Below are 22,402 nucleotides of genomic sequence, written 5' to 3' on the forward strand. Positions count from 1 at the left end.
ACCCGCGCCGGGACGCTGGGTCAGCAACCCGGTGCTGTTTGCCGGCAAGGGCCGTCAAGGCGTCGGTGTTCTGGTCGATCCGTTCAACCCGGACAAGACATGGCTAGCGTCGATTCAGGTCGACCCTGACTGGCAAGGCCTGTCTGACCAAACGCTACCGTTGGGCGGCAACTGGTGTCGTTTCAAGCTGCAGCCGAGCGACAGCGATCCGATGGGTTCTGACTGGGTCGTCAGTGAGCGGTTTGAAATCGAATCAGTGCCGACGGATAAAACCCGGTTGTAAATTTCCGATGAGCGGTCATAAAACCTGTCATTTCTGACAGTTGGCAGCGACTGCGTTCAAGCGCTAAATCCTTATGCAACGCTGGGTCCGCCTGACACGACAGTCAGGCGGTCCAGGCCAGTTATCGACTCAAGGAAAGTGACCATGGCTGATTCACTCCGTCCCGCTGCGCAGTTGTTCATTCAGCTGTTTGGTGAGCAAACGTCCACTGTGCAAAACCGGCTTTCGAAGCTCTGGAGTTACGTTGAGCAGGGGGGATCGTTTTTCCCTCTGGTCGAAAAGGGTCTTCCGGTGCTGATGGGCGAGTACGGACTTGAGCAGGAGGAGGCCCGGCGCTTTTTGCGCCGGGCCAACAGCCTGGCGACCTATGTGCGGCGTCGGTTTATTGAACATCACGCGCAGCGGGACAAACTCGGGTCGACAGGACCGTCCAGCGGTTTGATGTCGATCGTTGACGGGCCGCAACTGCAGCGAATATTCGATCTGCAATTGGGAGCCAAATGCCCCTCGGATTCTCTGGAGTCCATGTTCGGGCCTTCGGCGTATCTGGTCTTCTTGTATCGCTTGATTCGCGACTTGATCGAATCCGTTGGTGACGACACCAAGCTGCCATTGCATGAGCGTCGCACGGATTTGATGAATTTGACGGTCGACAGTAAAACGGTGAACGCGCCGGAGCCATCAGTCGACGTGATCGTACGCGTGCTACAGGCGTTCATCACTACGAACACGGAGGTTCCAATTGAACAGGCATTGATCAACGCACGCTATCCCAATGGGCTGCCGTATTACCAACATTGGGACACGATTGATGGGGTTGCGGGTTTCAACGGACGATCAGTGGGGGATTTTGCCAACATTGTTGACGGGAAATTCCCCAACTTCTTGCACTCCGGGTCCCTGACCAGGCTTGCCGCTGCTGCCTTGGCTCATGCCTCTCGGCTTGGTCCGTACCAGCAGCGTTTGGTGACTGAGGAATACAAAAATTCCGAGGATATGTATCAGTTCTATCTGGAGAACTTTGGCACCGAAGACGTTGAGTATATGAATCTCAACCAGATATTTTATTTGGCTCAACGTACAAATCTTGTGGCCGAGGAGGTTACAAGTCTTTTTTCGGTTGGGGACTACGCGCCGCGGCGTTCGGCCAATGTGGACTACTCCAGTAAACCCGACGTCCCGGAAGGCGGCCGATCCGGCTCGGTTTACATCAATGATAACGCTCACCCCGCTATCGGTATCACCACGCAGTCAGGGAATAATCTTCATCGGATAATCGTTAATCCCAATACCCCAAAAGGCTTGAATACATTTGATCGGCTCAACCGCAAGTTACGCCTGGACAAATGGCTGAATCTGCCTCCTGAGCAGACTGACGCCTTGTTGGTGGCGGCGATCAGGGCTGAAGCACGTGGTGCCGAAAAACCTGAGGTGTGGGCGATTTCGGTAAACGTGATCCACGCATTGGGTCTGTTTCAGCGACTGCGTGAACGCTACAACTGCACGGCAGCGGATTTCGCCGTGTTTCTCGATGAACTGTCACTGTACGGTCGCGGTGATGCACTGTCGCAGTTCGATCAGGTCTTCAACAATCAGGACAACTATCGCAAGCCGCTGAAACTCGACGGCACACCGTTTGCGCTGATACCAACATCGGATCAAGACAATCTGACGGTCAGCCAGCTATGCGGTGGTTTGGGCATTGATCTTCAGACTTACCACTATCTGGCGTTGGCGATAGCCCAGGCTCATGATCTTACCGATGATCTGGTGCGCAGTTCGGCGGTCATCTCCAGTTTTTACCGTTTGGTAAAACTGCCCCGGCTGTTGAATATCACGCCGGTCGAAGGCGTGTTGATGCTCCGTGTACTAGGCGGAGAAACCTGGCTCGAAGGGCTGGCAGGCAAGCCGCGTATTGTCGACGTGGCGGTTGATGACAGCCGCACTGACGCTACGCCGGGTGTGCTGAGCCTGATCGAAGCCATGCAGGCCTGTGTGCAATGGTGCGAGCAAAGCAACATATCGGTGCTGTGGATGTTGCAGCACGTGAGTGCACCACTGCGTTTAAGCGAGTTCTCCGAGCAGGATCAGCAGTTCTTCGACAAGATCGGCGCCCTCCTGCCCAGCGCGCGGTTGTCCGGTAATTCTTTTCTCGTGGCCGGTATTCCGCCGGCCGGAGAAAGCGACTGGCTGGATTTACTCTCGATTGACAGTGAGGGGCTGGCGCCGGTTGTCGATGTCAATGGCCTGATACTGGCCACTGACCTGACGCCGGAAGATTATTTGGTCTTTGCCCGCGAGAAACTCGAATGGGCCGTCAGGAACGGCCTGGACATTGAGGAAACCCAGGTCAGCGTCTTGGCTGAGATCATGCTGACTGTTCTCCTGCAGGCCAGAGACGCGCAGGTGTCGCTGGTCAGGGAGTCGCTGGCAGTCTACGCCGGCATCGAGGGCGAATTGGCCATCATGGTGCTGAGCTGGGTCAATGCGTCGGTGTACCAACTGTTGCGCCAGGTGTATGACCGCACCGCACTCGAATCGCCAGCGGCGGAGCGCTGGCGCGACGAACCTTCGGATTCGTTACTCGAATTGCTGGTCGTTGTGCGCCAGCGCGCCGAAGTCGTTTCAATGCTTGGTTTGAGTGCGGCCCTGGTCCGGGATTATCTGGCTTATGGATTCGCCATGTGGGTCGACCAATTCACCATCATCGATCCCTCTCAAAAATATATCTTCTCGGTGGGCACTCTTTACGCAATGACCACGCTGACCCGCGCGTTCAGCTTGAGTGAACAGCCGGAGCAGAAATTGCTGGACTATCTGCGTCAAGTCCATTCGCTACCGTCCAGGCTCAGCGCCGATGCATTACGCGTGGTGCAGCAGGCAGCGGCCATCAAACTGGCTGAATTCTTTGCCTGGAGTGCGCAGGAAGTCAGCGAATGTGTTCGCCATATCGATCCTGAAACCCAAGTGTTGAAAACCCTGGAGCAACTGGATCTGCTGATGCGCGTTTATCAGTTGTCGATGCAGACCGGTATGGATGCCCAGACCATTTTGCGGATCGGTACCTTGCCGGAGACAACTGATGCCAGTGAGGCCTATGCACAAGCGGCTGAACTGGCTTTGCTGAGTCAGACCCAGACGCGTGTGCCGGTCGTGCAAATACCCGGCGAACTGAAACAGTTAGTCAGGATGACTTGCACCGTAACGCCTACAGAAGTCTTCGCGGGTAAACCAGGCGAGAAAGCGATCATCACGATGACGCTCACTGACGTCCGGGGCGCAGCGTTAAAAGGTGTTGCTGTTGACTGGCACTCCGAGCTAGGGACCATCAGTTCGGGTATCACCGATACTCAAGGAGTCCTCACGGCTGAGTATGTTCCGGGCAAAGTCTTGGGCACGGACAGCCTTTATTTTTCCATGAGCCTGCTCGAGCCTGAGTGGGCAGTGAGCATCAACGTCATTGCCGACGCCGACAGCATGAATTTCCCGACATTGCTCATGTCTCCGGTGCCAACGGACGTCGTGCCGCTTGGTCAGGCAATCACACTCTACGCCACGATGGTGGACCAGTACGGAAACCTTGGGGCCAACATGCTGGTGGACTGGGCCTGGGAAGACGGAACCGATCCCGAAAAAAGGCCAACGCTCCGCCCGGCACACGGTTTCACCAATCAGGACGGTAAAACCACGGTTTATATCACCAGCGATTTCAGCGGTGAATTCGAAGTCCGTGTACAGAGCCTGGCAAGCGGGAAGGGGACTGTCTTCGAACCCATCAGGTTTGGGTTGCCGCAAGGCCGCAGCCACTCGCTTGAACAAGCGTCACCGCCTTCCGACAGTGACGCGGGAACCTCTTCCACGGAGCAAGGATCATGACATCGAACAATATTGGTCTGTTGCAGGAAAAACGTCGTACCGCGTTGCTTGAGTATTGCATCGGGCAAGTAAGGGCGGAGCGTTACCCGCCTTTGCGGACCCCGGAGGACGTGTTCGAACTGCTGCGCATTGATCCGCTGGACAGTGCTCGGGTGCAGACGTCGGAGGTGGCCGAAGCGATCAGTTGTGCGCAGCAATATATCAGTGCGGTGTACAACAAAATGGAGCCCGGTTTCGAGAACCACAAGTTTCCCCCTGAGCAGCTGGAAAACTGGGCGCTGTACAACAACTACTCGGACTGGGCTGCGGTGCAGATGATCGCGCTCTACCCGGAAAACTACATCAATCCGTTTGTGCGTCAGCGCAAGACGGATCTGTTCAAGACCCTTGAAAACAATCTAAACCAGGCCCGTCTCAGCACCGATTCGGTTCAGGCGGCGCTGCAGGATTACTTGCAAGCCTTCGAGCAGATCTGCGATCTGGATGTCGTCAGTGGCTACATGAACGGCACAACCTCTGAGCGCGCCGATTATTATTTTGTCGGGCGTCAGCGGGTGCCGCCGTTCCAGTATTTCTGGCGCAAGGCGCAAATCGAGATCACGCCCACTTGCCGCGCCGTCAACCCGGCGGCGTGGAGTGAATGGAAAGCGGTGGACATTCAACCCGCCGGGCGGGTGCTGGACATGCGTCCGGTGGTCTGGAACGGCCGGCTGTGTCTGGTCTGGGCGGAGTGGCGGGACAAGGTCGGCGAGATCATCAAAGCCGATCCTCCGGGTGACGGAGAACTGCCATTGCCAGACGACAGATCCCGATTCGTGCCCCATCAGCTGGATATCAATGTGGCTTTCATGAGGCAGAACGGTCAGTGGTCGGCACCTTTGAATTTACGCCATCGCGAGTTTGATGAGGATCTCTCTGCAAGTGCCCGGCTGATTGCAACTGTGTGGGTCGACCCTCAGATCCCGAAAGGCAAGCTTGGGGTGATGCTGGTCAATGGTAAAACCGGCACGGGTGCCTTGAACGAGAAAGCGATCATCGATGTGCTGATGCGTCCCGTTACCGGGGACAGTGGTAACTGGCTTGAGCTGGCCAAGACGGATCGATTTGTTTCTGCCTTGACGGTTCAGCACCCCTTGGGCCTTGAAGTTAAGGTGGTGTCCACCGAGTCGCCGTCAGGCTCCATGGCCGCTTTTCTGGGGCTGAACGTCTTCGCCATGCGAGTGGATGACAACGACGTGCTGACGGTTGAGGGCTTTTGCAGGTCAACAGGGTTACCAGGCATCGAGAAGACTGCGTTTACCTTGCAGTTGGAACTTGCAAATGTTAACGACCCTAAACCTGTGAGAAGTGAGGTTGCAATCGCCGGCGATTGGACGATGCAGTTCTTGGGGACCTTCACTCGACCAAAAGGGGCTTGGAACAACGTCAGGTTCACTCTAAAGAATGATACTGAAGGCTTTGGCGGTAAACAGTTTGACCTGACGATTGGCGATCTCTCGGATTTCCTCGCGCCAACGCTGCTGAAAAACACCACGGATGCCGCCCAGTTCCTCGACTTTCAACTGGGCGCTGGCTGGGCGCTGCAATACGTTCGGCTCAATTCGCTGTTCGGACCCGAGTTGGTTACACGCTCCACTGTCTCTCCAGCGACTCTGATTAATTGGGACTCCCAGCATCTGTCCGAGCCGCCGCCTGCCGGTGTTGATTTCGAGGAACGCAATGGCGCTTTCGACGGTGCCAACGGGCTGTTCTTCTGGGAGCTGTTTTTCCATTTGCCACATTTGATCGCGACACGCTTGCGTGATGAAGAGCGGTTTGCCGAAGCACAGACGTGGTTGCATTTCGTCTTCGATCCCCGGGCTACTGCCGACAGCAGTTCGGTACCCGAACAACCCAGTTACTGGCGCTGCCGACCGTTGATCAACGATCTGGGCAATGTCGGCTGTGAAGCCGTGGCGCCCGCCGACCCGGATGCGATTGGATATTCGGCACCTGTGCATTTGAGGTTGCTGATGTTCATCGAGTATGTGAAGAACCTCATGGCCTGGGGGGACTGGCATTACCGCCAACTGACCCGCGAAAGCCTGGTGGCGGCAAAGCTGTGCTATGTGCAAGCAGGATCATTGATGGGCAAACCGCCTGTGACTCAATCGGTGAACTTGTGGCAGACCGCGACGCTGGGGAAACTTCTGGCGCAAAGTTGCACGCGTACGGCACTGGAAACGTTCGAGCAGACATTGAATTACAGCCTGGCAGATGTTCCGGCCGGCTCTGATACGGCTCCCATGCTGGGCATGTTGGGGTGTCCGCCGTTCAGGGCACCGATCAATGATGAGTTGTTCACTTGGTTCAACCAGCCGCAGTACCGCATGAACAACTTGCGCAACAACCTGACAATTGATGGCAAGCCCATGCTCCTGCCGTTGTTCAACCCACCGACTGACCCGAACCAATTGCTGCGCGCTCTGGCCGCAGGTGGTGTCGGTGGCGCCAGACCAATGGGCGGACGGCTGGTGGTGATTGCGTTTCGCTGGCGCGTGATCTTCGAGGTTGCCTTGCGTGCGGTGCAGGCCTTGCAGGATTACAGCAGCCAGGTACTCAATCTGCTTGAGCGGCGTGATCGTGCCGAGCAGGAAGAACTGCAGCAAAACCATCTGGTTGAGTTGGGCAACTACGCCAAAACCGTGCAGGAGCAATCCATCGCTCAGTTGGAAGCGAGCATGACGGCGCTTGAGCAGAGCCGGGCAGTGGCCCGGGAACGGGCTGATGCTTACGCAGCCCGCTATGACGAAAACGTGTCGGCTGTCGAATATCAGGTCATGGCAAACCTGGACCAGTCCAAAGAGCTGGCGCTGGCTGCCAAAATCCTCAAACCGATAGGCGCGGTATCTGCGACCTTTCCCAATATCTTCGGTATGGCGAACGGTGGTTTTCGGGTCGATAAAGTTACGGATGCCATCTGCTTTGGCCTGGAAATCGCTTCGTCGATGTTGCAGATCGATGCAGACAAGCAAGCCACCACCGAAGGTTATCGCCGTCGCCGCAATGAATGGGGACTGCAACGCGATCAGGCGCTGGCAGAAATCGCGGCCATCGATGCGCAAATTGTCGCGCAGAACCATGCGGTTGATGCGGCCCGAACCAACCTGGCGCAAACGCTGCGAGCTAACGCTCAGGCGTTGACGATGTACAACTATCTGAAAAAGCGCGCGACCAATGCCGAATTGTTCGGCTGGATGCTGGGCCAGCTCAAAGCCGTGCACTATCAGGCTTACGACGCGGTGGTCAGTCTGTGCCTCAGCGCGCAAGCGGCGATGAATGCCGAAACCGGCGATTACGATTCACATATTCCCTTGCCGCAGGTCTGGCAGGATCAACGCCATGGTTTGACCGCCAGCGAACATCTGCGCGCGCACCTGTTGCGTATGGAGCATGAGTACTTGCGACGTACCGAGCGACGGCTGGAGTTGGTGAAAACCATTTCCTTGCGTCGCCTGTTCAATGATGCAATTGACCCTCAGGGCATTGGTAGTTGGGAGGCTGCATTGGAGCAATTGCTGGCGACCGGCTCGCTGGTGTTCAACCTCACCCAATTGCTGTTCGATCGGGATTATCCGGGACATTACTGTCGGCAGCTCAGTTCGGTGGAAATGGACTTTGCAGTGCTGACGGGCCCATTCGAGGACGTGCGCGCGACCTTGCTGCAGGTCGGCAGCATGACGGCCAGCCGGGCTTCGCTGCAGTCAGTGCAGTACTTGCACAATCCGGATCCTGAGGCAGTGGCCCCTTCCGATGTGCTGTTCAACTTGCGTCCGGGCCAGCAGATCGCCCTGTCTGTGGGTATTGCCGACAACGGCATGACGGCGGCGAAGCCAGATGAAGGTTTGCTCTATCCATTTGAAGGTACCGGTGTGGTGTCCACCTGGGAGCTGAAATGGCCATGGCACAAAGAACCGCCGCAGGAGGCCATGCTGCGCTCGATGAACGATTGCATCTTGCGCATTCGCTATACGAGCAAGAACGGAGATCAGTCGTTTACCGATTCGGTGAAGGAGTTGGTCAATGCAGCGCAAAAGAGCCGGGCCGGCAAGGGCAAGGGAGTGCGCAGTCATGAATGATCCTATTGTTCAGGTGAATGAAAACCTGGTGTGCAACGGTGATTTCGAAGAAAGGTTCGAATATTGGGCAAGGACGGGGACCGTTGCCATAGGCACGGCGTATTACGACAACACGCCTGTCAAGCACATTAAAGCGCCGAAGGGCGCGGGTGTTACTCAGGACGTCACACTTCCCAGAGACCCCGATGGCAATGGTGCTTATTGGCTGAGTTTTCTATGGGAAAGCAGTTTCGGCCAATCAGGCTGGGTGAAGATTTCTCAGGATGGAATCAACCACTACTGCATCGAACTCAAGCCCGCCGGTAAACCTGATCAGACACAGCGCGAGGGTTTCGGATCAGGGTCAGAGAGGCGATTCAGTCCGACCCTGCATGAGGTAGAACTGACATCGCCCATCTCAAGTTCAAAGCCACTGCGCATCGAAATATACAGCTCGACAGAGTCTTCGAGTCCATTTGGCGAACTCTGGGTTACACGCGTCAAAGTCGAGTTAAAACTCGCGCCACTTGAGTTGCAGGAAATTGAGCTGGACGGCATGTCGTTCCTGCCCTTGCGCAAAATGTACCTGTGTCAGGGCGCCAGCAGCTTCGCAGCTTTTGGCAGCGACGCATTGATCACGCCCCACGTACTCGGTTTTGTACCTGTGCCTAATAACCCTTGGGACGGTACCCAGGTTGCATGGAGCATCGACAATAACCCGCAGGGCGCGATTGTCGCGACGCCTGCTTGGGACACCCTGCAATGCCTGAACGAGCCATGGACGCTCGATTGCCCGCTGATCGATGATCAGGAATACGAACTCACCCTGAGCTTGCGTAACCGTTACACCGCGCAGGCCTACGAGATCCCTGTATCGCTGGGGCATCACCGACTGATTTTTCGTGAGGTGGTCGAGGCCGCCTACTACCCATTGATTGAGCAAAGTGTCCGTTTGGGGGTGCAAGTGGCGTCGTATTATACCGGCCAGCCATTTGCCGGGCTTACGGTTAACTGGGCGACCGCCGAGCGGGGGGTGTTGGCGGCGGCCGTTACTGATGAACAAGGTTGGGCCTACTTCTGTTATGAGGCGAAGGCAGCAGGGGACTTCGTTATCGAAGCCTCTGTGGTCAGCCTTTATTACGAGCAGGGTGTGTGGACTCAGACGTTTGACGTGCGGGTACTGGGAGAGGATCCGTGGGCACAGATGACTGTCTGTGAGAATAACGAAATCAGGGACTGGATTGATAACAGTTATCCGAACCGGGGTTCTACCCATTCCATTGATGTAATGCTGGCGGCCAACAGTCCTCTGCGAGGCAGCGACTTCTATCTGCACTGGCACGGTGACAGGCATGAGCAACTGGGTGTCGTGGTCAGTCCGCCTCTGGAAACGGCAGTGCCCATGCCGATCGATGGTGAGGGCACTGCCTCGTGGAGTCTGAGTTGTGATGACCGGCGCGACGGGATGTTCGAATTGTCACTGGTCTGCTCGAAGCTGTTGTTGCCGTCGCCCAGAAAGCGCATGTCGCTGGCGCGCAACAGGATCAGGATCAAAGAGGTACGCCAGGCCGAGAATAGTCCGGTGGTGGAAGAGCAGGAAAGTGCCTACCTGCGCTTGCAAGTGGTGCATGTCACCGATCAGGGCGACGGCGAGCCGGTGATCGGTGCGAAGATCGAGTGGCAAACCGACGACGGCATTTTGCGCAGCCAGACGGGAAACGGTGGTTGGGGGAGCCTGAAGTTTTACACCAGAGAACCCGGGATTCACGCGATCACCGCGACGGTCCGAGCGCATGAATCGGCCGAGTCGCATGAGTGCGAATTTAGCGTGACCGCGATTGCCAGGAGTTCTTGGAAAGACAAGGTCAACATAACATTTGATCGTGGTCCGATCGAACGAGATCTAGGGGTTGCCTGCAAACGAGGTCTCACCCATTCCCTGGAGGTCACTGCCCTTGCCGGCAGTCCTCTTATCGGCCAGGAAATCACGCTGGCATGGGGCGTTGACGAACCAGACATCGGGCTGGCGGTGAGTGAGCTTGACGAACCCAGGGAGTTGCGGGCAGATGAACCGCTGATCTGGACTCTGAGTTCTGAATACGCCAAGAGCCGCAGCAGTATGTTCGGACTGCGGTTGTTGACCGATTCACTGGAAGATCGAGAGTTGCTCGGGCGCTTGGTTTCACCGGATATTAACGATGAGTTCACGCTTGTTCTGGATCAAATGAGCCCCGAACGAGGTCAGTCGCTGTATCCCTGCCTGGGCGCTGTGCACCGGTATATTTTTAGAACTCATGCGCTGAGTGCCCTTGTGGGTCTTACGATGGATTTGCAATGGAGCGGAACTCCAGCATCAGAATTGGGCATCGTCCTCGACCCTCCTCCAAAGAGCACCAATGTTATTGATGAAAGTGGCATGACTTGGACATTGAATTGTTTGGCGAGTCGGGTTGCCGGAAGTTTTAGAGTTAATTTTATTGTGGGGCTTGGGGGCCGAACCGATTCAAGCACGCTGCACTTGGGCCACAACAAACTCAGCATTGAAACCGTGCGTGAGTCTGCTGTTTTTCCGATCGTGGGTCAGGATCCGGCATGGATGTGGGCGAAGGTCCGTTCGGACTTCTCGGAAGATGCCATGGTTCAAGTACCAACGCAGTGGAAGGTTGATGGTCACTCTGAAGAACATGTGACTGCTGACGATGGCTGGGCAGGCTTTGCGCATTGGGCAACCACAGGCGGATCGGCGACGGTTGAGGTGTCTGTCAGCAGTCCGTATGACAATGTTACAGATACACGTTCGATGGCGGTCTGTTCGCTGGCCGACGATCCGTGGGTTCAATTGCAGTTCAGTATGGACGACGGGACTGCACAGCCTTTCGGCCAGGACACCGGTTTTGCGCGTCGCAAACAGACCCATAGAATCGATATAACTGCTCCGGAAGACACCTTCTTGTCCGGTAAAAGGTTGATGCTGGGCATGGTCGGCACCGGGCCTGAGGCACTCGGTATTCGTTTTACTCAACCAGTACTCGGTTTGCCACGGACCTTCAGCCGCGAGGCGGGATTCACCGATTCCTTCATGGTCGATGACAAGCGTAACGGCAGTTTCGGCTTGTTTCTGGCCTGCGAAAGCCTGGCTCGATGGTCACCTGTCAATGCAATCTCGGTGGGTGAAGGCGCGCAAGTGGTGAAGATTGCCGAGCGTTCGCGGCTTAGCCAGACGCTGTACTGGGGCGAGGCTGTGTCCGAGCGGATCACCCTTGTTTCGGCTGTCAGCGGCAGGCCGATGGCGGGGATGAATGTTGTCTGGCGCGCTCCGGATCTTGGCGAGGTGACGACGACCACCAACTTCTACGGCGAGGCGTGGATCCGCTTTGTGCCCAAGACTCCCGGAGCGGCGCAACTGACCGCGACGGTGGGGGACACGCAGTATTCGGAATCGATTTCATTGCCGTATTTCTTGCATGAGCCTCGACAGATCAAGGAACTGTTCAGTGATGTTTTGACCGGTTATCCGGGGCAAGAAATTTCAGCTCAGGCGTTGGTGGTTTCAGCCATTACCGGCGAGCCTTTGGCCAATGTCGAAGTGATGTGGGAATACGACACCACATCTTTACCGGCAACGCTGACGGGTACCGATGGGATGGCAACAGTGCGCTTTGTCTTGGGCACAGCAGGTGAGGCTTCGTTGTGGGCGTCGGTAAATGGCAGCTTGGCTGGCTGGGACGTGAAAGCGCTGTGGTTGACTGTCAATGAACGTCCAGCGGCTGTGAAGTCCGTTGTCGCCTCGCCGGATCCGGCTTTCGTGAACGACTGGGTAACCATGACTGCGTTGATCGTAGACAAGGCTTCTGGAGAGCCGATACAGAAAAGGAAAATTCTTGTCTCCATTAACGGGAGGCCATTCATTGAGTCCAGTACAAATGGCAGCGGTAAATACGAAACCTCCTGGAGGGTGATGGATCTGTCGGAAACCGTTTCCCTTGAGGTCAAAGTCGAAAATCCTGACGGGACCTCGAGCAGCGGATCTGTGCAAGTACGGATCCAGACATGATCAAAGCGCCGCACTTCTTTTCCAGCTCAGATACAGCGTCACCAGTTCGGCCCCCAATTCCGCGGGCCGGACATCCAACACCGGAACGCCATGAGCGCTCAATCGCTCATGGAGTTCTGCCCGCTCATTCATGTAGTTCACCGTGCCGCAGTAAGCCAACGCCTCGGGCAATGTTTGCACCGTGGTCTGACGTAACGTATCCAGCGTTTCTTCGCGCAGACTGGCGACCAGCACCCGATGCTGTGCGCTCAGGCGTTTGACCGCACTCAGCAGTTCCTCATCGTCTTCATCGCGCAGGTTGGTCACCAGCACCACCAGTGCCCGGCGTTTCTGGCGGCTCAGCAACTGATTGGCGGCGGCCTGAAAGTCGGCGGGGCGCTGCGTGCTGTCGAGGTCATAAACCGTGTTGAGCAGCACGTTCAGTTGCCCGCTGCCTTTGACCGGCGCGAGATGGCGTGGCTGATCGCAGGCGAAGGTATTCAAACCCACCGCATCGCCCTGACGCAGCGCCACATAACTGAGTAGCAGACAGGCATTGAGCGCATGGTCAAAGTGCGACAGCTCATCGTCCTGGCTGCGCATGCGGCGGCCGCAATCGAGCAGGAAGATGATTTGCTGGTCACGTTCGTCCTGATATTCCCGGGCAATCGGCGTGCGCTGGCGCGCGGTGGCTTTCCAGTCGATCTGGCGCAGGCTGTCGCCTTCACGAAATTCGCGCAGTTGATGGAATTCCAGGCCCTGACCGCGACGTTGCCGCTGGCGTACGCCGAGCTGGCTGAGCCAGTTGTCCACCGCCAGCAACTCACCGCCATAGAGTCGGGCGAAGTCGGGGTAGACGCGGGTCTGGTCGCTGACGTTGAGCAGGCGTTTGCCTGACCACAAACCCAAGGGGCTGGGCAGACTGATTTCGCAGTGGGCGAAGCTGAAATGACCACGCTTGAGTGGGCGCAGACGATAGCCGAGCAGGCTGCGCTGGCCGGGTTGCAGTTCAATCGCCAGCGGCAGGTTTTCGAAACTCAAACCTTCTGGCGGGTGGTCGAACAGTTCAATGTGTATCGGTTCGCTGAAGTCATGTTCGATTTCCAGGCGCACCTCACTCCAGCGACCGAGTGCCAGACTGCCGGGCATCTGCCGTGTGATGCGCGGTGTTGGCAGACGTTGCAGGCGTAGCGCATCCAGCGCCGCCAGAGCCAACAGCGCCAGCAGCAACCCCCAATTGATCGATACCAGGCTCGCTGGAGTTTCGATCTCCAGTGCGCGCAATGTGCCCAGCACAATACCGATGGCCAGCAGCAAGGCCAGCCAGATCAATAGCAGTTTCGACGGTTTCATGCCTTTACTCCCTGTAGGAGCTGCCAAAGGCTGCGATCTTTTTGGCTCATCGCGAATTTCACAGACGCGGCGCCGGAATCTGCTCGAGCAGTTGCTGAAGGACTTGATCGACCTGCAAACCTTCAATGTCCAACTCCGGGGCAATGCGTACTCGATGGCGCAGCACGGCCAGCGCGCAGCCCTTGATGTCGTCGGGAATCACGAACTCACCGCCACGCAACAAGGCGCGGGCGCGGGCGCAACGCACCAGGGCAATCGAGGCGCGCGGCCCGGCGCCAAGAGTCAGCCCCGGCCAGGTGCGCGTGCCGCGCGCCAGGCGCACGGCGTAATCGAGGACCTGATCGTCCAGTGGCAGGTCACTGGCGATACGCTGCAGGGCCTGCACATCCTTGGCCTGCAACACGGTGCGCAGTGGTTGCACATCGAGCATGTCGGCACGGGTCGAGCGGCAGACCTGACGCACCATGTTCAGCTCTTGATCAGCGTCGGGGTAGTCCATGCGTACCTTGAGCATGAACCGGTCGAGTTCGGCTTCCGGCAGGGGATAAGTGCCTTCCTGTTCGATCGGGTTCTGCGTTGCCAGGACCATGAACGGTTGCGCGATGGGCAGGGCACGACCTTCGAGTGTGACCTGACGTTCCTGCATCGCTTCGAGCAAGGCAGCCTGGGTTTTCGCCGGGGCGCGGTTGATCTCGTCGGCCAGCAGCAGATTGGTGAACAACGGGCCTTTGCGCAGCTTGAACTGTACGGTTTGCAGGTCGTACACGGCGTGGCCGGTGACGTCGCTGGGCATCAGGTCCGGGGTGAACTGAATCCGCGCAAACTCGCCACCGAAGCAACGGGCCAATGCTCGCACCAGCAGGGTCTTGCCCAGCCCCGGCACGCCTTCAAGCAACACATGACCACCGGCGATAAGTGCCGTCAGCACGTCGTCGATTACCTGGTTCTGGCCAATCAGCGCTTTCTGCAATTCGCCGCGCACCGCTTGTGCCAACTGGCTGGCACGCTGGCGTTGCTGGGCGGCGTGGCTGGCGCTGCGGGGCTCGATCTGTTCAGTCATAGCGTGTTCCTCAGGGTTTGCAGGTGGGCGACCTGGCGGCAGAAATCGGCGCTGGAGATCTGCCGGTTCGACACCGGGCTCAGGGCCTGGCTGATAGCGCGAGTGGATTGTCGGGTCAGGCGCGACAACGCCAGCCATTGTTCGGCAACGTTCAATTGGTCAAAGCCTGGATGGCGGCGGCGGGCGCGGCGCAGCACGTCCTGTTGCAGTGCTTGCAGCAGCGCCTGCTGGCCGTTGTGGCGCAACAGGAAATCGGCGCTGGCGCGCAGGTGTTCCTGCAATTGCCGACGCCCGCCTGGAGCGGGTAATTGCAATGGGCCGTGGCGTACGCCGACGTGCCAGAGCCACAGGCCGATCAATGCGAGCAGGGCGACGATGGCTTGCGGGAAGTAGCGCCAGAGCAAGGTGAGCAGACCATCATGCTCGGTGTTGTAGATCAACGTGACGTCGGTGTCGGCGCTCAAATACCAGAGCAGCCAGGCGTTGTCGTACTGGGCGATGGCTGCGGTTTTCCACAGATCGGCGTCGGTGACCACGGTAATCGTGCCCAGGCTGTAGGGCAGTTGCATCATGTGCGTGGCTTTGGCGCTGTTGGCCCAGGCTTGCGCAAGATTCTTCGGATCGTCGAGGTGGAAGTCGGTGTCGAAGCCAGCGTAGGCCGGTGCGTCTTCGTCTTCCAGATAGAGTTTGGTCAGTTGCGGGAAGCGATCGGGTTCAGCGTCGGCGGGCAAGTCTTTCAGATCCTTGCTCAGGGATTGATGCAGTTGCACCTGATCGAGCAACAGGTCGTTACTCTGTTTTGTCTGCTCGTCCCACAGCGATTCAGCGACGAACACCAGCCGCCCGCCGGCCCGCGTCCAGTTCAACACTTGATCGACCTGCCGCGGCGTCATTCGCGAGCGGTCGTTGAACAGGAGAAGCGTATGCCGGCGCGGATCGATATCGGGGAGCATCGCGAGGCTTTCGGCATGGCTGACGTTGAGGCCGCGCTCACGCAAAAACAGCTCGGCCGCCAGATAAGGATTGGCTTGCGCGGCGGGCGAGGGGCCGTGATCGACTGCTTCCTGATAAGGCTTGGCCTTGAGGACGAGGAAAACGCTCAGTGCGCCCAGCAGCAAGGCGATCAACGCAGCGACCCACCACAGTGTCCAGCGACTCAACGGGCGGCTCCGGGGCCGAACAAGGCGCGCCAGCCATCGCACAATTCCTGCTGCAGAGACGCCGCCGGCACGCGATGCCCATAGGCCATATTCTGCCAGTGGGTAGTGAGGTTGCGGCTGAACGCGAGCAGCTCGGGACGCTGCAATTGTTCAACGTGCGCCAGTACCTGGAGTTCGGTGTCGGCGGGTTTCAGCCTCAGGTCGAAATCGTGGAGCAGATGGCTGAGCAGCCCTCGATACAACAGACCCAGTGCTGCGCGGGGTTGGCTTTGCCAGAGTTGTCCGGCGCTGGTGGCGATGTCGTCAGGCAACGCGTCGCGGTTCAAGTCCAGGCCAAAGGCTTGCTGCGGCACCGCACGTTTGGGCTTTGCGGGCAGTCTCGGGCGGCGGCTGACGAAGGCTTGGAGAAATTCGCGATAACGCCAGATCAGCCAGCCGATTGCAGCGATGACCGCCGCCCACAGCAACACTTCAATGAGCTTCGCCAGCACGTTGAGGTGTTGCCCGTCGAGCCAGCCCAACAGGCTTTTCAGCCACTGCGGCGCTTCACCCGGCGTTTGCGCTTTGGCCGGTTCTGCGGGGTCCTCGCCGAAGCGATAGCGGGTGACGAATTCCTTGTTCTTGAACGGCGGTTGCTCAAGCAGTGCCTTGATGCTGTCGCGCGATGCCTGACTGGTCAGCGGCTGATTCAACAAGCGCGGTGTCTGTGGACCGTCATCGGGCTCGGCGGCCCAAACCGAAGGCACGTTCGGCACAATCAGACAGACTGCCAGCAGCAATCCCAACACACCGTTGTTGAGACGATGACGCAAGCGGCGGAATACCAGTTCGATGTCCCACGCTTCCAGTTGCGTGCGCCGGTTCAGATAAAGGCTGAAGCCGCAGGCGACGTAGACCGGTTCCCACACCACGAGCACCAGCGCATAGAAGACATTGGTCAGATGTTCCAGCCAGCGCCACTCGTTGTCCGCCGCGAGAACCAGCGACTGCCAGTCCCAATCCGTTTCGATCTGCTGCGGCAGCAACATGTAGAACAGCACCATCAGGCCGATCCACAACGCGGTTTCCAGATGCACGCCGATGATGGTCAGCCATTGCGCCGCGCCGGCGTTGCGTTGCAGCAGCACCTGCAGGCGTTGTTGTCGGGCGCTGCCGTCGAGGCCTTCGAGTTGCAGCACCGGCAATAAAAAGCTGCGGCTGAAACTCAGGCGGCGCCAGGTCAGGCTGGCCAGCAGTTGTGGTTTGAGCAGGCGCGGCCATTCACGCAAGGCTTGTTTGAGCGTCGGCGTTTCGCCAAACAGCGCTTTCGACAGGATGTACAACGGCAGGCGTTCATACGCCGGTTTCAGCCACCAGAAGATAAACACCGCCAGTGATGGCGAATCCCACAGCAACAGGCTGAGCAAGGCGAACAGCGGCAGGGTGACGATTGCCCAACTGGTCATCAGCAGGCGCCGATGTTGCTGGCTCATCAGCACACCAAGGTCCATGGCTTCCCAGGTTGTGCGCGGACGGATCACCACGGTGGCGTCACTCAGGCGCATGACGGGTCCTTCCGGCAAACGAGAGATAGAGCGCAACCAATGCCCAAAGCCCGGCCCCGACCAGATATTTGGTCAGCGGCGTGACGCTGGTTTTCGATGACCAATAGGCTTCGATAAACGCGGCAATCAGCAGGAACAACATGACTCCGCACACAAGCAATACGCTTTTGCGCGCCGCCCGTTTCAGTGCTTCGCCGCGGGTCAGCTGTCCGGGTGCGATCAACGCCCAGCCGAGTTCCAGGCCAGCTGCGCCAGCGAGGGCAATGGCGGTGAGTTCAAAGGCGCCGTGGGCGATGACGAATGACCAGAAAGTCTGGCCGAAACCGATCTCGCTCAGGTGCCCGGCCACCGCGCCGATGACCATGCCGTTGTAGAACAGAAAGAATGCACTGCCCACGCCCATCAGCAAACCGCTGGCAAAGGTCTGAAAGGCGATGCCGATGTTGTGCATCACGTAGTAACCGAACATCACCCAGTCTTCGCTGGCCGCGCGTTCGGCGGGGCGCCCGAGGTGGCCGGCGACCGGGTCGTACATGCCTTGCATTTCACGCACCTGATCGGCGGGGATCAGGTTGTAGACCAGCTCGGGAAACACATATACCAGCATGCCGACGCCAATCAGGCTGCCAAAGAACAGCAGGCTGGCAACCAGTACAAAGGGCCATTCGGCGCGCACCAGACGTGGAAAGTCAGCGAGAATGAAACTCAGCAGATTGGCACCGAGCCGGCTGCGGTGGCGGTACAACTGTTGATGCCCGCGTAATACCTGTTGCTGCAATGAGTCGATGAGAAAACTGCTGTAACCGCGCTCCTGTGCCAGCGCAAGATGCTGGCAAAGCCTGCGATAGGCCTTGGGGAAACCGGCGACTTGTGAGGTGTCCTTGCCCCGTTCAAGGCGTTCGAGGGCCAGCGCAAAACGCTCCCATTCGTCCTTGTAGCGACTTTCGAAAAGGCTTTGCTTCATGTCGGGCCCAACAAGCCGCGAGCGATGCCGTTGAGTTCAGCGACAGCTTTGGGCGCGGAAATATGCAGGGGCTGGGCGAGCAGGGCCGCCAGTTCATTGACCCGCGCTGGCGTTAACTCTCCTTGGCGCTCGGCGAAACCAAGCACGGCGCGTTGTTCGCTGAGGGTGAGTGGCACGGGTGAGCGCCGCGGTTCGGCGTCAGGCAATTGTGGACGGCTGAGCGGGCGTTCGCTGTAGATCACCAGCGTTCCGGCAGCCATGTCACCGAGGCGTTTGAAGGTCGGGTGTTGCAGGCAACTGAGGGTGCCGAGAAAGTAGCCAAAAGGCAGCAGATCGACAAAGCGCAGCAAGTTTCGCAATAGCGACGCCGACCAGCCGATCGGTGTGCCGTCGTCGTGCACCACGCGCAGCCCCATCCATTGTTTACCCGGCGAGCGGCCCTGACGCAGCACTTCGAACAGCACCATGTACCACCAGCTGATTGCAAACAGCAGCAGCGAACCAAGACCCATGCCGAGCTTGCCGAGAAACGCCAGGGCAATGAAAAGCACGCCCATGATCACGCCGCGAATAACCAGATCGAGCGCAAAGGCCACGGCACGCACCATCAACCCGGCGGGACGCAACGGCAGGTCGATGCCTTCCGGCGTTTCGACCTGATGCCGCGTATCCAGCGGCGGGGCCAGCGGTGCTTTCCTTGGCGGTGCTGTGGGCTCGAGCATGGGCTACCTGATGTTCGCCTGTTCGGAGTGCAAGTGAGGCCGATGCTAGCAGCCTCTCGGGGGGAAACGACATAACTATGTATTGCACAGTGATTGCCGCAAGGTGTTTGAATGTTTCAAGGCTGGCCGCGACGGCGGTCGAGCGCCTAGACTTTGCCGATCTTCAGTTCAGGAACCGCCCGTGACTTCAATCTTCTGGTACGACTACGAAACCACTGGCATCAATCCGCGTAACGACCGCCCGTTGCAGGTGGCCGGGATCCGCACCGACCATGCGCTCAACGAGATCGACGAGCCGGTCAATCTTTATTGCCAGCCCAGCGAAGACATCCTGCCGCATCCGGCAGCGTGCGCGATCACCGGCATCACCCCGAGCCAGCTCGCCGAAAAGGGTTTGAGCGAGGCTGATTTCATGACTCGCGTGCATGCCCAACTCGCGGCACCGGGCACCTGTGGCGCCGGTTACAACACGCTGCGCTTCGACGACGAAATGACCCGTTACAGCCTGTATCGCAATTTCTTCGACCCGTACGCCCGGGAGTGGCAGGGCGGCAACAGTCGTTGGGATCTGATTGATGTGGTGCGCGCCGCTTATGCGCTGCGTCCTGACGGCCTGGTCTGGCCGACCGATGACGAAGGCCGGGTGACCCTCAAGCTCGAACGCCTGACGGCCGCGAACAATATCGATCACGGGCATGCCCACGAAGCGTTGTCAGACGTACGCGCGACCATCGCACTGGCGCGGTTGATCCGCGAGAAACAACCAAAACTGTATGACTGGCTGTTCCAGTTGCGCAGCAAGCAAAAAGTCATGGATCAGATTCGCCTGCTGCAGCCGCTGGTGCATGTTTCCGGGCGTTTCTCGGCAGCACGCAGTTATGTCGGTGTGGTGCTGCCACTGGCCTGGCACCCGAAAAACCGCAATGCCCTGATCGTCTGCGACCTGCACCTCGATCCGCAGGGGTTGCTCGATCTCGACGCGCAAACCCTGCGCGAGCGTTTGTACACGCGCCGCGACGACTTGCTGGAAGGCGAGTTGCCGGTGCCGCTCAAGCTGATTCACATCAACCGTTGTCCGGTGGTGGCACCGCTTGCGGTTTTGCGCGCGCAGGATCAGCAACGTCTGGGGCTGGACATGGCCCTGTATCAACAGCGAGCACTGCGGCTAACTGACGCACAACAAGTTTGGAAAGATAAAGTAGCGGAAATTTATGTCAGCGAAGATTTCATTCCGAGTGAGGATCCGGAACAACAGTTGTACGACGGATTTATCGGTGACCGCGACCGGCGTCTATGTGAGCAAGTGAGGAGCGCCGACCCGTCACAACTAGCGCAAGAGCAATGGCCTTTCGATGACGAACGTTTGCCCGAATTACTTTTTCGATATCGCGCACGCAACTTTCCCGAGACGTTGAATTTCGAAGAGCAAGAACGCTGGAGATTATTTTGTCAGCAGCGCTTGTCCGCGCCTGAGTGGGGCGCGCCGAATACCTTGAAGTCTTTTACAGAAGCGGCAGAGCAGTGGTCACTTAATGCCACGCCGCTGCAGAGTGAAGTGCTCAATGAATGGCAAAATTATGTCCAGGCATTACGCAAACGTTTGAGTCTTTGAAATCGAACATGACCGGGCTTAAATGCCGGGCATAAAAAAAACGCCAGCATTCGCTGGCGTTTGTTTTTTCGCGGATATCTCTGCGAAGGCGTTGCGGCTTAGCCCAGCAGGGTAGCCCAGCCTTCAACCACGTCACCGCCCCACTTGGCTTTCCACTCTTTCAGAGTTTTGTGGTTGCCACCTTTGGTTTCGATGACTTCGCCGTTGTGCGGGTTTTTGTATTGTTTAACTTTGCGAGCACGCTTGGTGCCGGTAGTTTTTACTGCGCCGCCGCGTACTGCTTTGGTTTTTGCTTCCGGGTCCAGCAGCGCGATGATGTCACGCAGGGACTTGGAGTATTCGCCCATCAGGGTGCGCAGTTTGCCTTCGAATTCCAGCTCGGCTTGCAGTTTGTCGTCTTGGGACAGGTTCTTCAAACGGGCTTGCAGCTCTTTGATAGCTTCTTCGGTGGCGCGGTATTCGTTGATCAAGGACATGATTACTACCTTAGTAGAGTGCTGAATGGCAGGGGGACAGTGCCGCAATAATAGTCAGGCTGTTTCATCAAGTAAACATTTAACCTGAGTTTTTATTTAAATTAGTTACGAGAAACTGCCATCTATTGAATATTCAGTTAAATAGTGTGACCCAGTCATCACAGATATTCACAGTTGTCTGATCAAGCGATACCACGGGATCACTGTCAGGTGGACGATCACCCCGTCAAGCATCCGTCATGCCGAGCCTGCCCCGGACCGTGCTGATCAATACTGCAGTTTTCCTGCGCAGCCGCTAGAATGGCGGCCTTTGCGAAGTTCTGGAGTTTCCCCCTCATGCGCACTTTTCGGCTGGTGATTTCTTGCCCGGACCGCGTTGGCATTGTTGCCAAAGTCAGTAATTTTCTGGCAGCCCATAACGGCTGGATCACCGAAGCGAGCCACCACTCGGACAACCAAGTCGGCTGGTTCTTCATGCGTCACGAAATTCGTGCCGATTCGCTGCCTTTCGGTATTGAAGTGCTGCGCGAGAAGTTTGCGCCGATCGCCGAAGAGTTCTCGATGGACTGGCGCATCACCGACACCGAGCAGAAAAAGCGCGTTGTGCTGATGGCTAGCCGCGAATCCCACTGCCTCGCCGATTTGCTGCACCGCTGGCACAGCGATGAACTGGACTGCGAAATCTCCTGCGTGATTTCCAACCACGATGACCTGCGCAGCATGGTCGAGTGGCACGGCATTCCTTATTATCACGTCCCGGTCAACCCGCAGGACAAGCAACCGGCCTTCGACGAAGTGTCGCGCCTGGTCAAACAGCACGACGCTGAAGTGGTGGTGCTGGCGCGCTACATGCAAATCCTGCCGCCGGACATGTGCCGCGAATACGCGCACAAGGTCATCAACATTCACCACAGCTTCCTGCCGTCGTTCGTCGGCGCCAAGCCGTACCACCAGGCTTCCCTGCGTGGCGTGAAACTGATCGGTGCGACCTGCCACTACGTGACCGAAGAGCTGGACGCCGGCCCGATCATCGAGCAGGACGTGGTTCGCGTCAGCCACAGCGACAGCATCGAAGACATGGTGCGTTTCGGCCGTGACGTCGAGAAGATGGTGTTGGCGCGCGGCCTGCGTTATCACCTTGAAGATCGCGTGCTGGTGCACGGCAACAAGACTGTGGTGTTCTGATCGAACCCACACAGGCTTGAAAAACCAAGGGTCTGGG

General features: G+C 57.8%; 12 protein-coding genes and 1 pseudogene. 6 read left to right on the top strand and 7 right to left on the bottom strand.

Annotation, left to right across the window (positions count from 1 at the left end; translation table 11 throughout):
* The 4 genes and pseudogenes from ACM6IN_RS04365 to ACM6IN_RS04380 all read left to right on the top strand — a co-directional run.
* A pseudogene (locus ACM6IN_RS04365) lies at positions 1–283 on the top strand (hypothetical protein); the annotation flags it as partial.
* Positions 284–427: 144 nt separating this feature from the next.
* On the top strand, positions 428–4,159 hold the full coding sequence (locus ACM6IN_RS04370) for a Tc toxin subunit A (protein WP_414915480.1): 3,732 nt from the start codon (positions 428–430) through the stop codon (positions 4,157–4,159).
* Positions 4,156–8,277, top strand: a complete 4,122-nt coding sequence (locus tag ACM6IN_RS04375; RefSeq protein ID WP_414915481.1) for a neuraminidase-like domain-containing protein — start codon at positions 4,156–4,158, stop codon at positions 8,275–8,277. Before ACM6IN_RS04370 ends, ACM6IN_RS04375 begins: the two co-directional genes overlap by 4 nt.
* Complete coding sequence (locus ACM6IN_RS04380; RefSeq protein WP_414915482.1) at positions 8,270–12,310, top strand: hypothetical protein; 4,041 nt, start codon at positions 8,270–8,272, stop codon at positions 12,308–12,310. Before ACM6IN_RS04375 ends, ACM6IN_RS04380 begins: the two co-directional genes overlap by 8 nt.
* Here the strand turns inward: ACM6IN_RS04380 and ACM6IN_RS04385 are convergent, their stop codons facing one another.
* From ACM6IN_RS04385 to ACM6IN_RS04410, 6 genes are read right to left on the bottom strand one after another with little or no spacing between them, the layout of a single operon-like run.
* Positions 12,311–13,642 carry a DUF58 domain-containing protein gene (locus ACM6IN_RS04385; RefSeq protein ID WP_414915483.1) on the bottom strand — a complete coding sequence of 444 codons (1,332 nt, stop codon included), beginning with the start codon at positions 13,640–13,642 and terminating at the stop codon, positions 12,311–12,313.
* Positions 13,643–13,700: 58 nt separating this feature from the next.
* Positions 13,701–14,702 carry an AAA family ATPase gene (locus ACM6IN_RS04390; RefSeq protein ID WP_414915484.1) on the bottom strand — a complete coding sequence of 334 codons (1,002 nt, stop codon included), beginning with the start codon at positions 14,700–14,702 and terminating at the stop codon, positions 13,701–13,703.
* Positions 14,699–15,862, bottom strand: a complete 1,164-nt coding sequence (locus tag ACM6IN_RS04395) for a DUF4350 domain-containing protein (protein ID WP_414915485.1) — start codon at positions 15,860–15,862, stop codon at positions 14,699–14,701. Before ACM6IN_RS04395 ends, ACM6IN_RS04390 begins: the two co-directional genes overlap by 4 nt.
* On the bottom strand, positions 15,859–17,406 hold the full coding sequence (locus ACM6IN_RS04400; RefSeq protein WP_414915486.1) for a DUF4129 domain-containing protein: 1,548 nt from the start codon (positions 17,404–17,406) through the stop codon (positions 15,859–15,861). The genes ACM6IN_RS04395 and ACM6IN_RS04400 overlap by 4 nt, the downstream gene beginning before the upstream one ends.
* Positions 17,393–18,370, bottom strand: a complete 978-nt coding sequence (locus ACM6IN_RS04405) for a stage II sporulation protein M (RefSeq protein ID WP_414915487.1) — start codon at positions 18,368–18,370, stop codon at positions 17,393–17,395. Before ACM6IN_RS04405 ends, ACM6IN_RS04400 begins: the two co-directional genes overlap by 14 nt.
* Positions 18,367–19,092: an RDD family protein gene (locus ACM6IN_RS04410; RefSeq protein ID WP_414915488.1), complete on the bottom strand. Its 726-nt coding sequence runs from the start codon at positions 19,090–19,092 to the stop codon at positions 18,367–18,369. The genes ACM6IN_RS04405 and ACM6IN_RS04410 overlap by 4 nt, the downstream gene beginning before the upstream one ends.
* Before the next feature lie 181 nt (positions 19,093–19,273).
* Here ACM6IN_RS04410 and sbcB point away from each other — a divergent pair, with 181 nt between their 5' ends.
* Positions 19,274–20,704: an exodeoxyribonuclease I gene (gene sbcB, locus ACM6IN_RS04415; RefSeq protein ID WP_007912776.1), complete on the top strand. Its 1,431-nt coding sequence runs from the start codon at positions 19,274–19,276 to the stop codon at positions 20,702–20,704.
* A 98-nt stretch (positions 20,705–20,802) separates the two neighbouring features.
* Here the strand turns inward: sbcB and mvaT are convergent, their stop codons facing one another.
* Positions 20,803–21,180, bottom strand: coding sequence for a histone-like nucleoid-structuring protein MvaT (gene mvaT / locus ACM6IN_RS04420; RefSeq protein ID WP_007912775.1), 378 nt, complete (start codon positions 21,178–21,180; stop codon positions 20,803–20,805).
* Between the two features lie 336 nt (positions 21,181–21,516).
* Between mvaT and purU the strand changes: the two genes are divergently transcribed.
* Positions 21,517–22,365 carry a formyltetrahydrofolate deformylase gene (purU, locus tag ACM6IN_RS04425; RefSeq protein WP_007912774.1) on the top strand — a complete coding sequence of 283 codons (849 nt, stop codon included), beginning with the start codon at positions 21,517–21,519 and terminating at the stop codon, positions 22,363–22,365.
* The last annotated feature ends 37 nt before the right edge of the window (positions 22,366–22,402 follow it).

It is taken from the genome of Pseudomonas sp. IT-P395 (assembly GCF_949767675.1).
In the GTDB taxonomy this organism is placed as follows: Bacteria; Pseudomonadota; Gammaproteobacteria; order Pseudomonadales; family Pseudomonadaceae; genus Aquipseudomonas.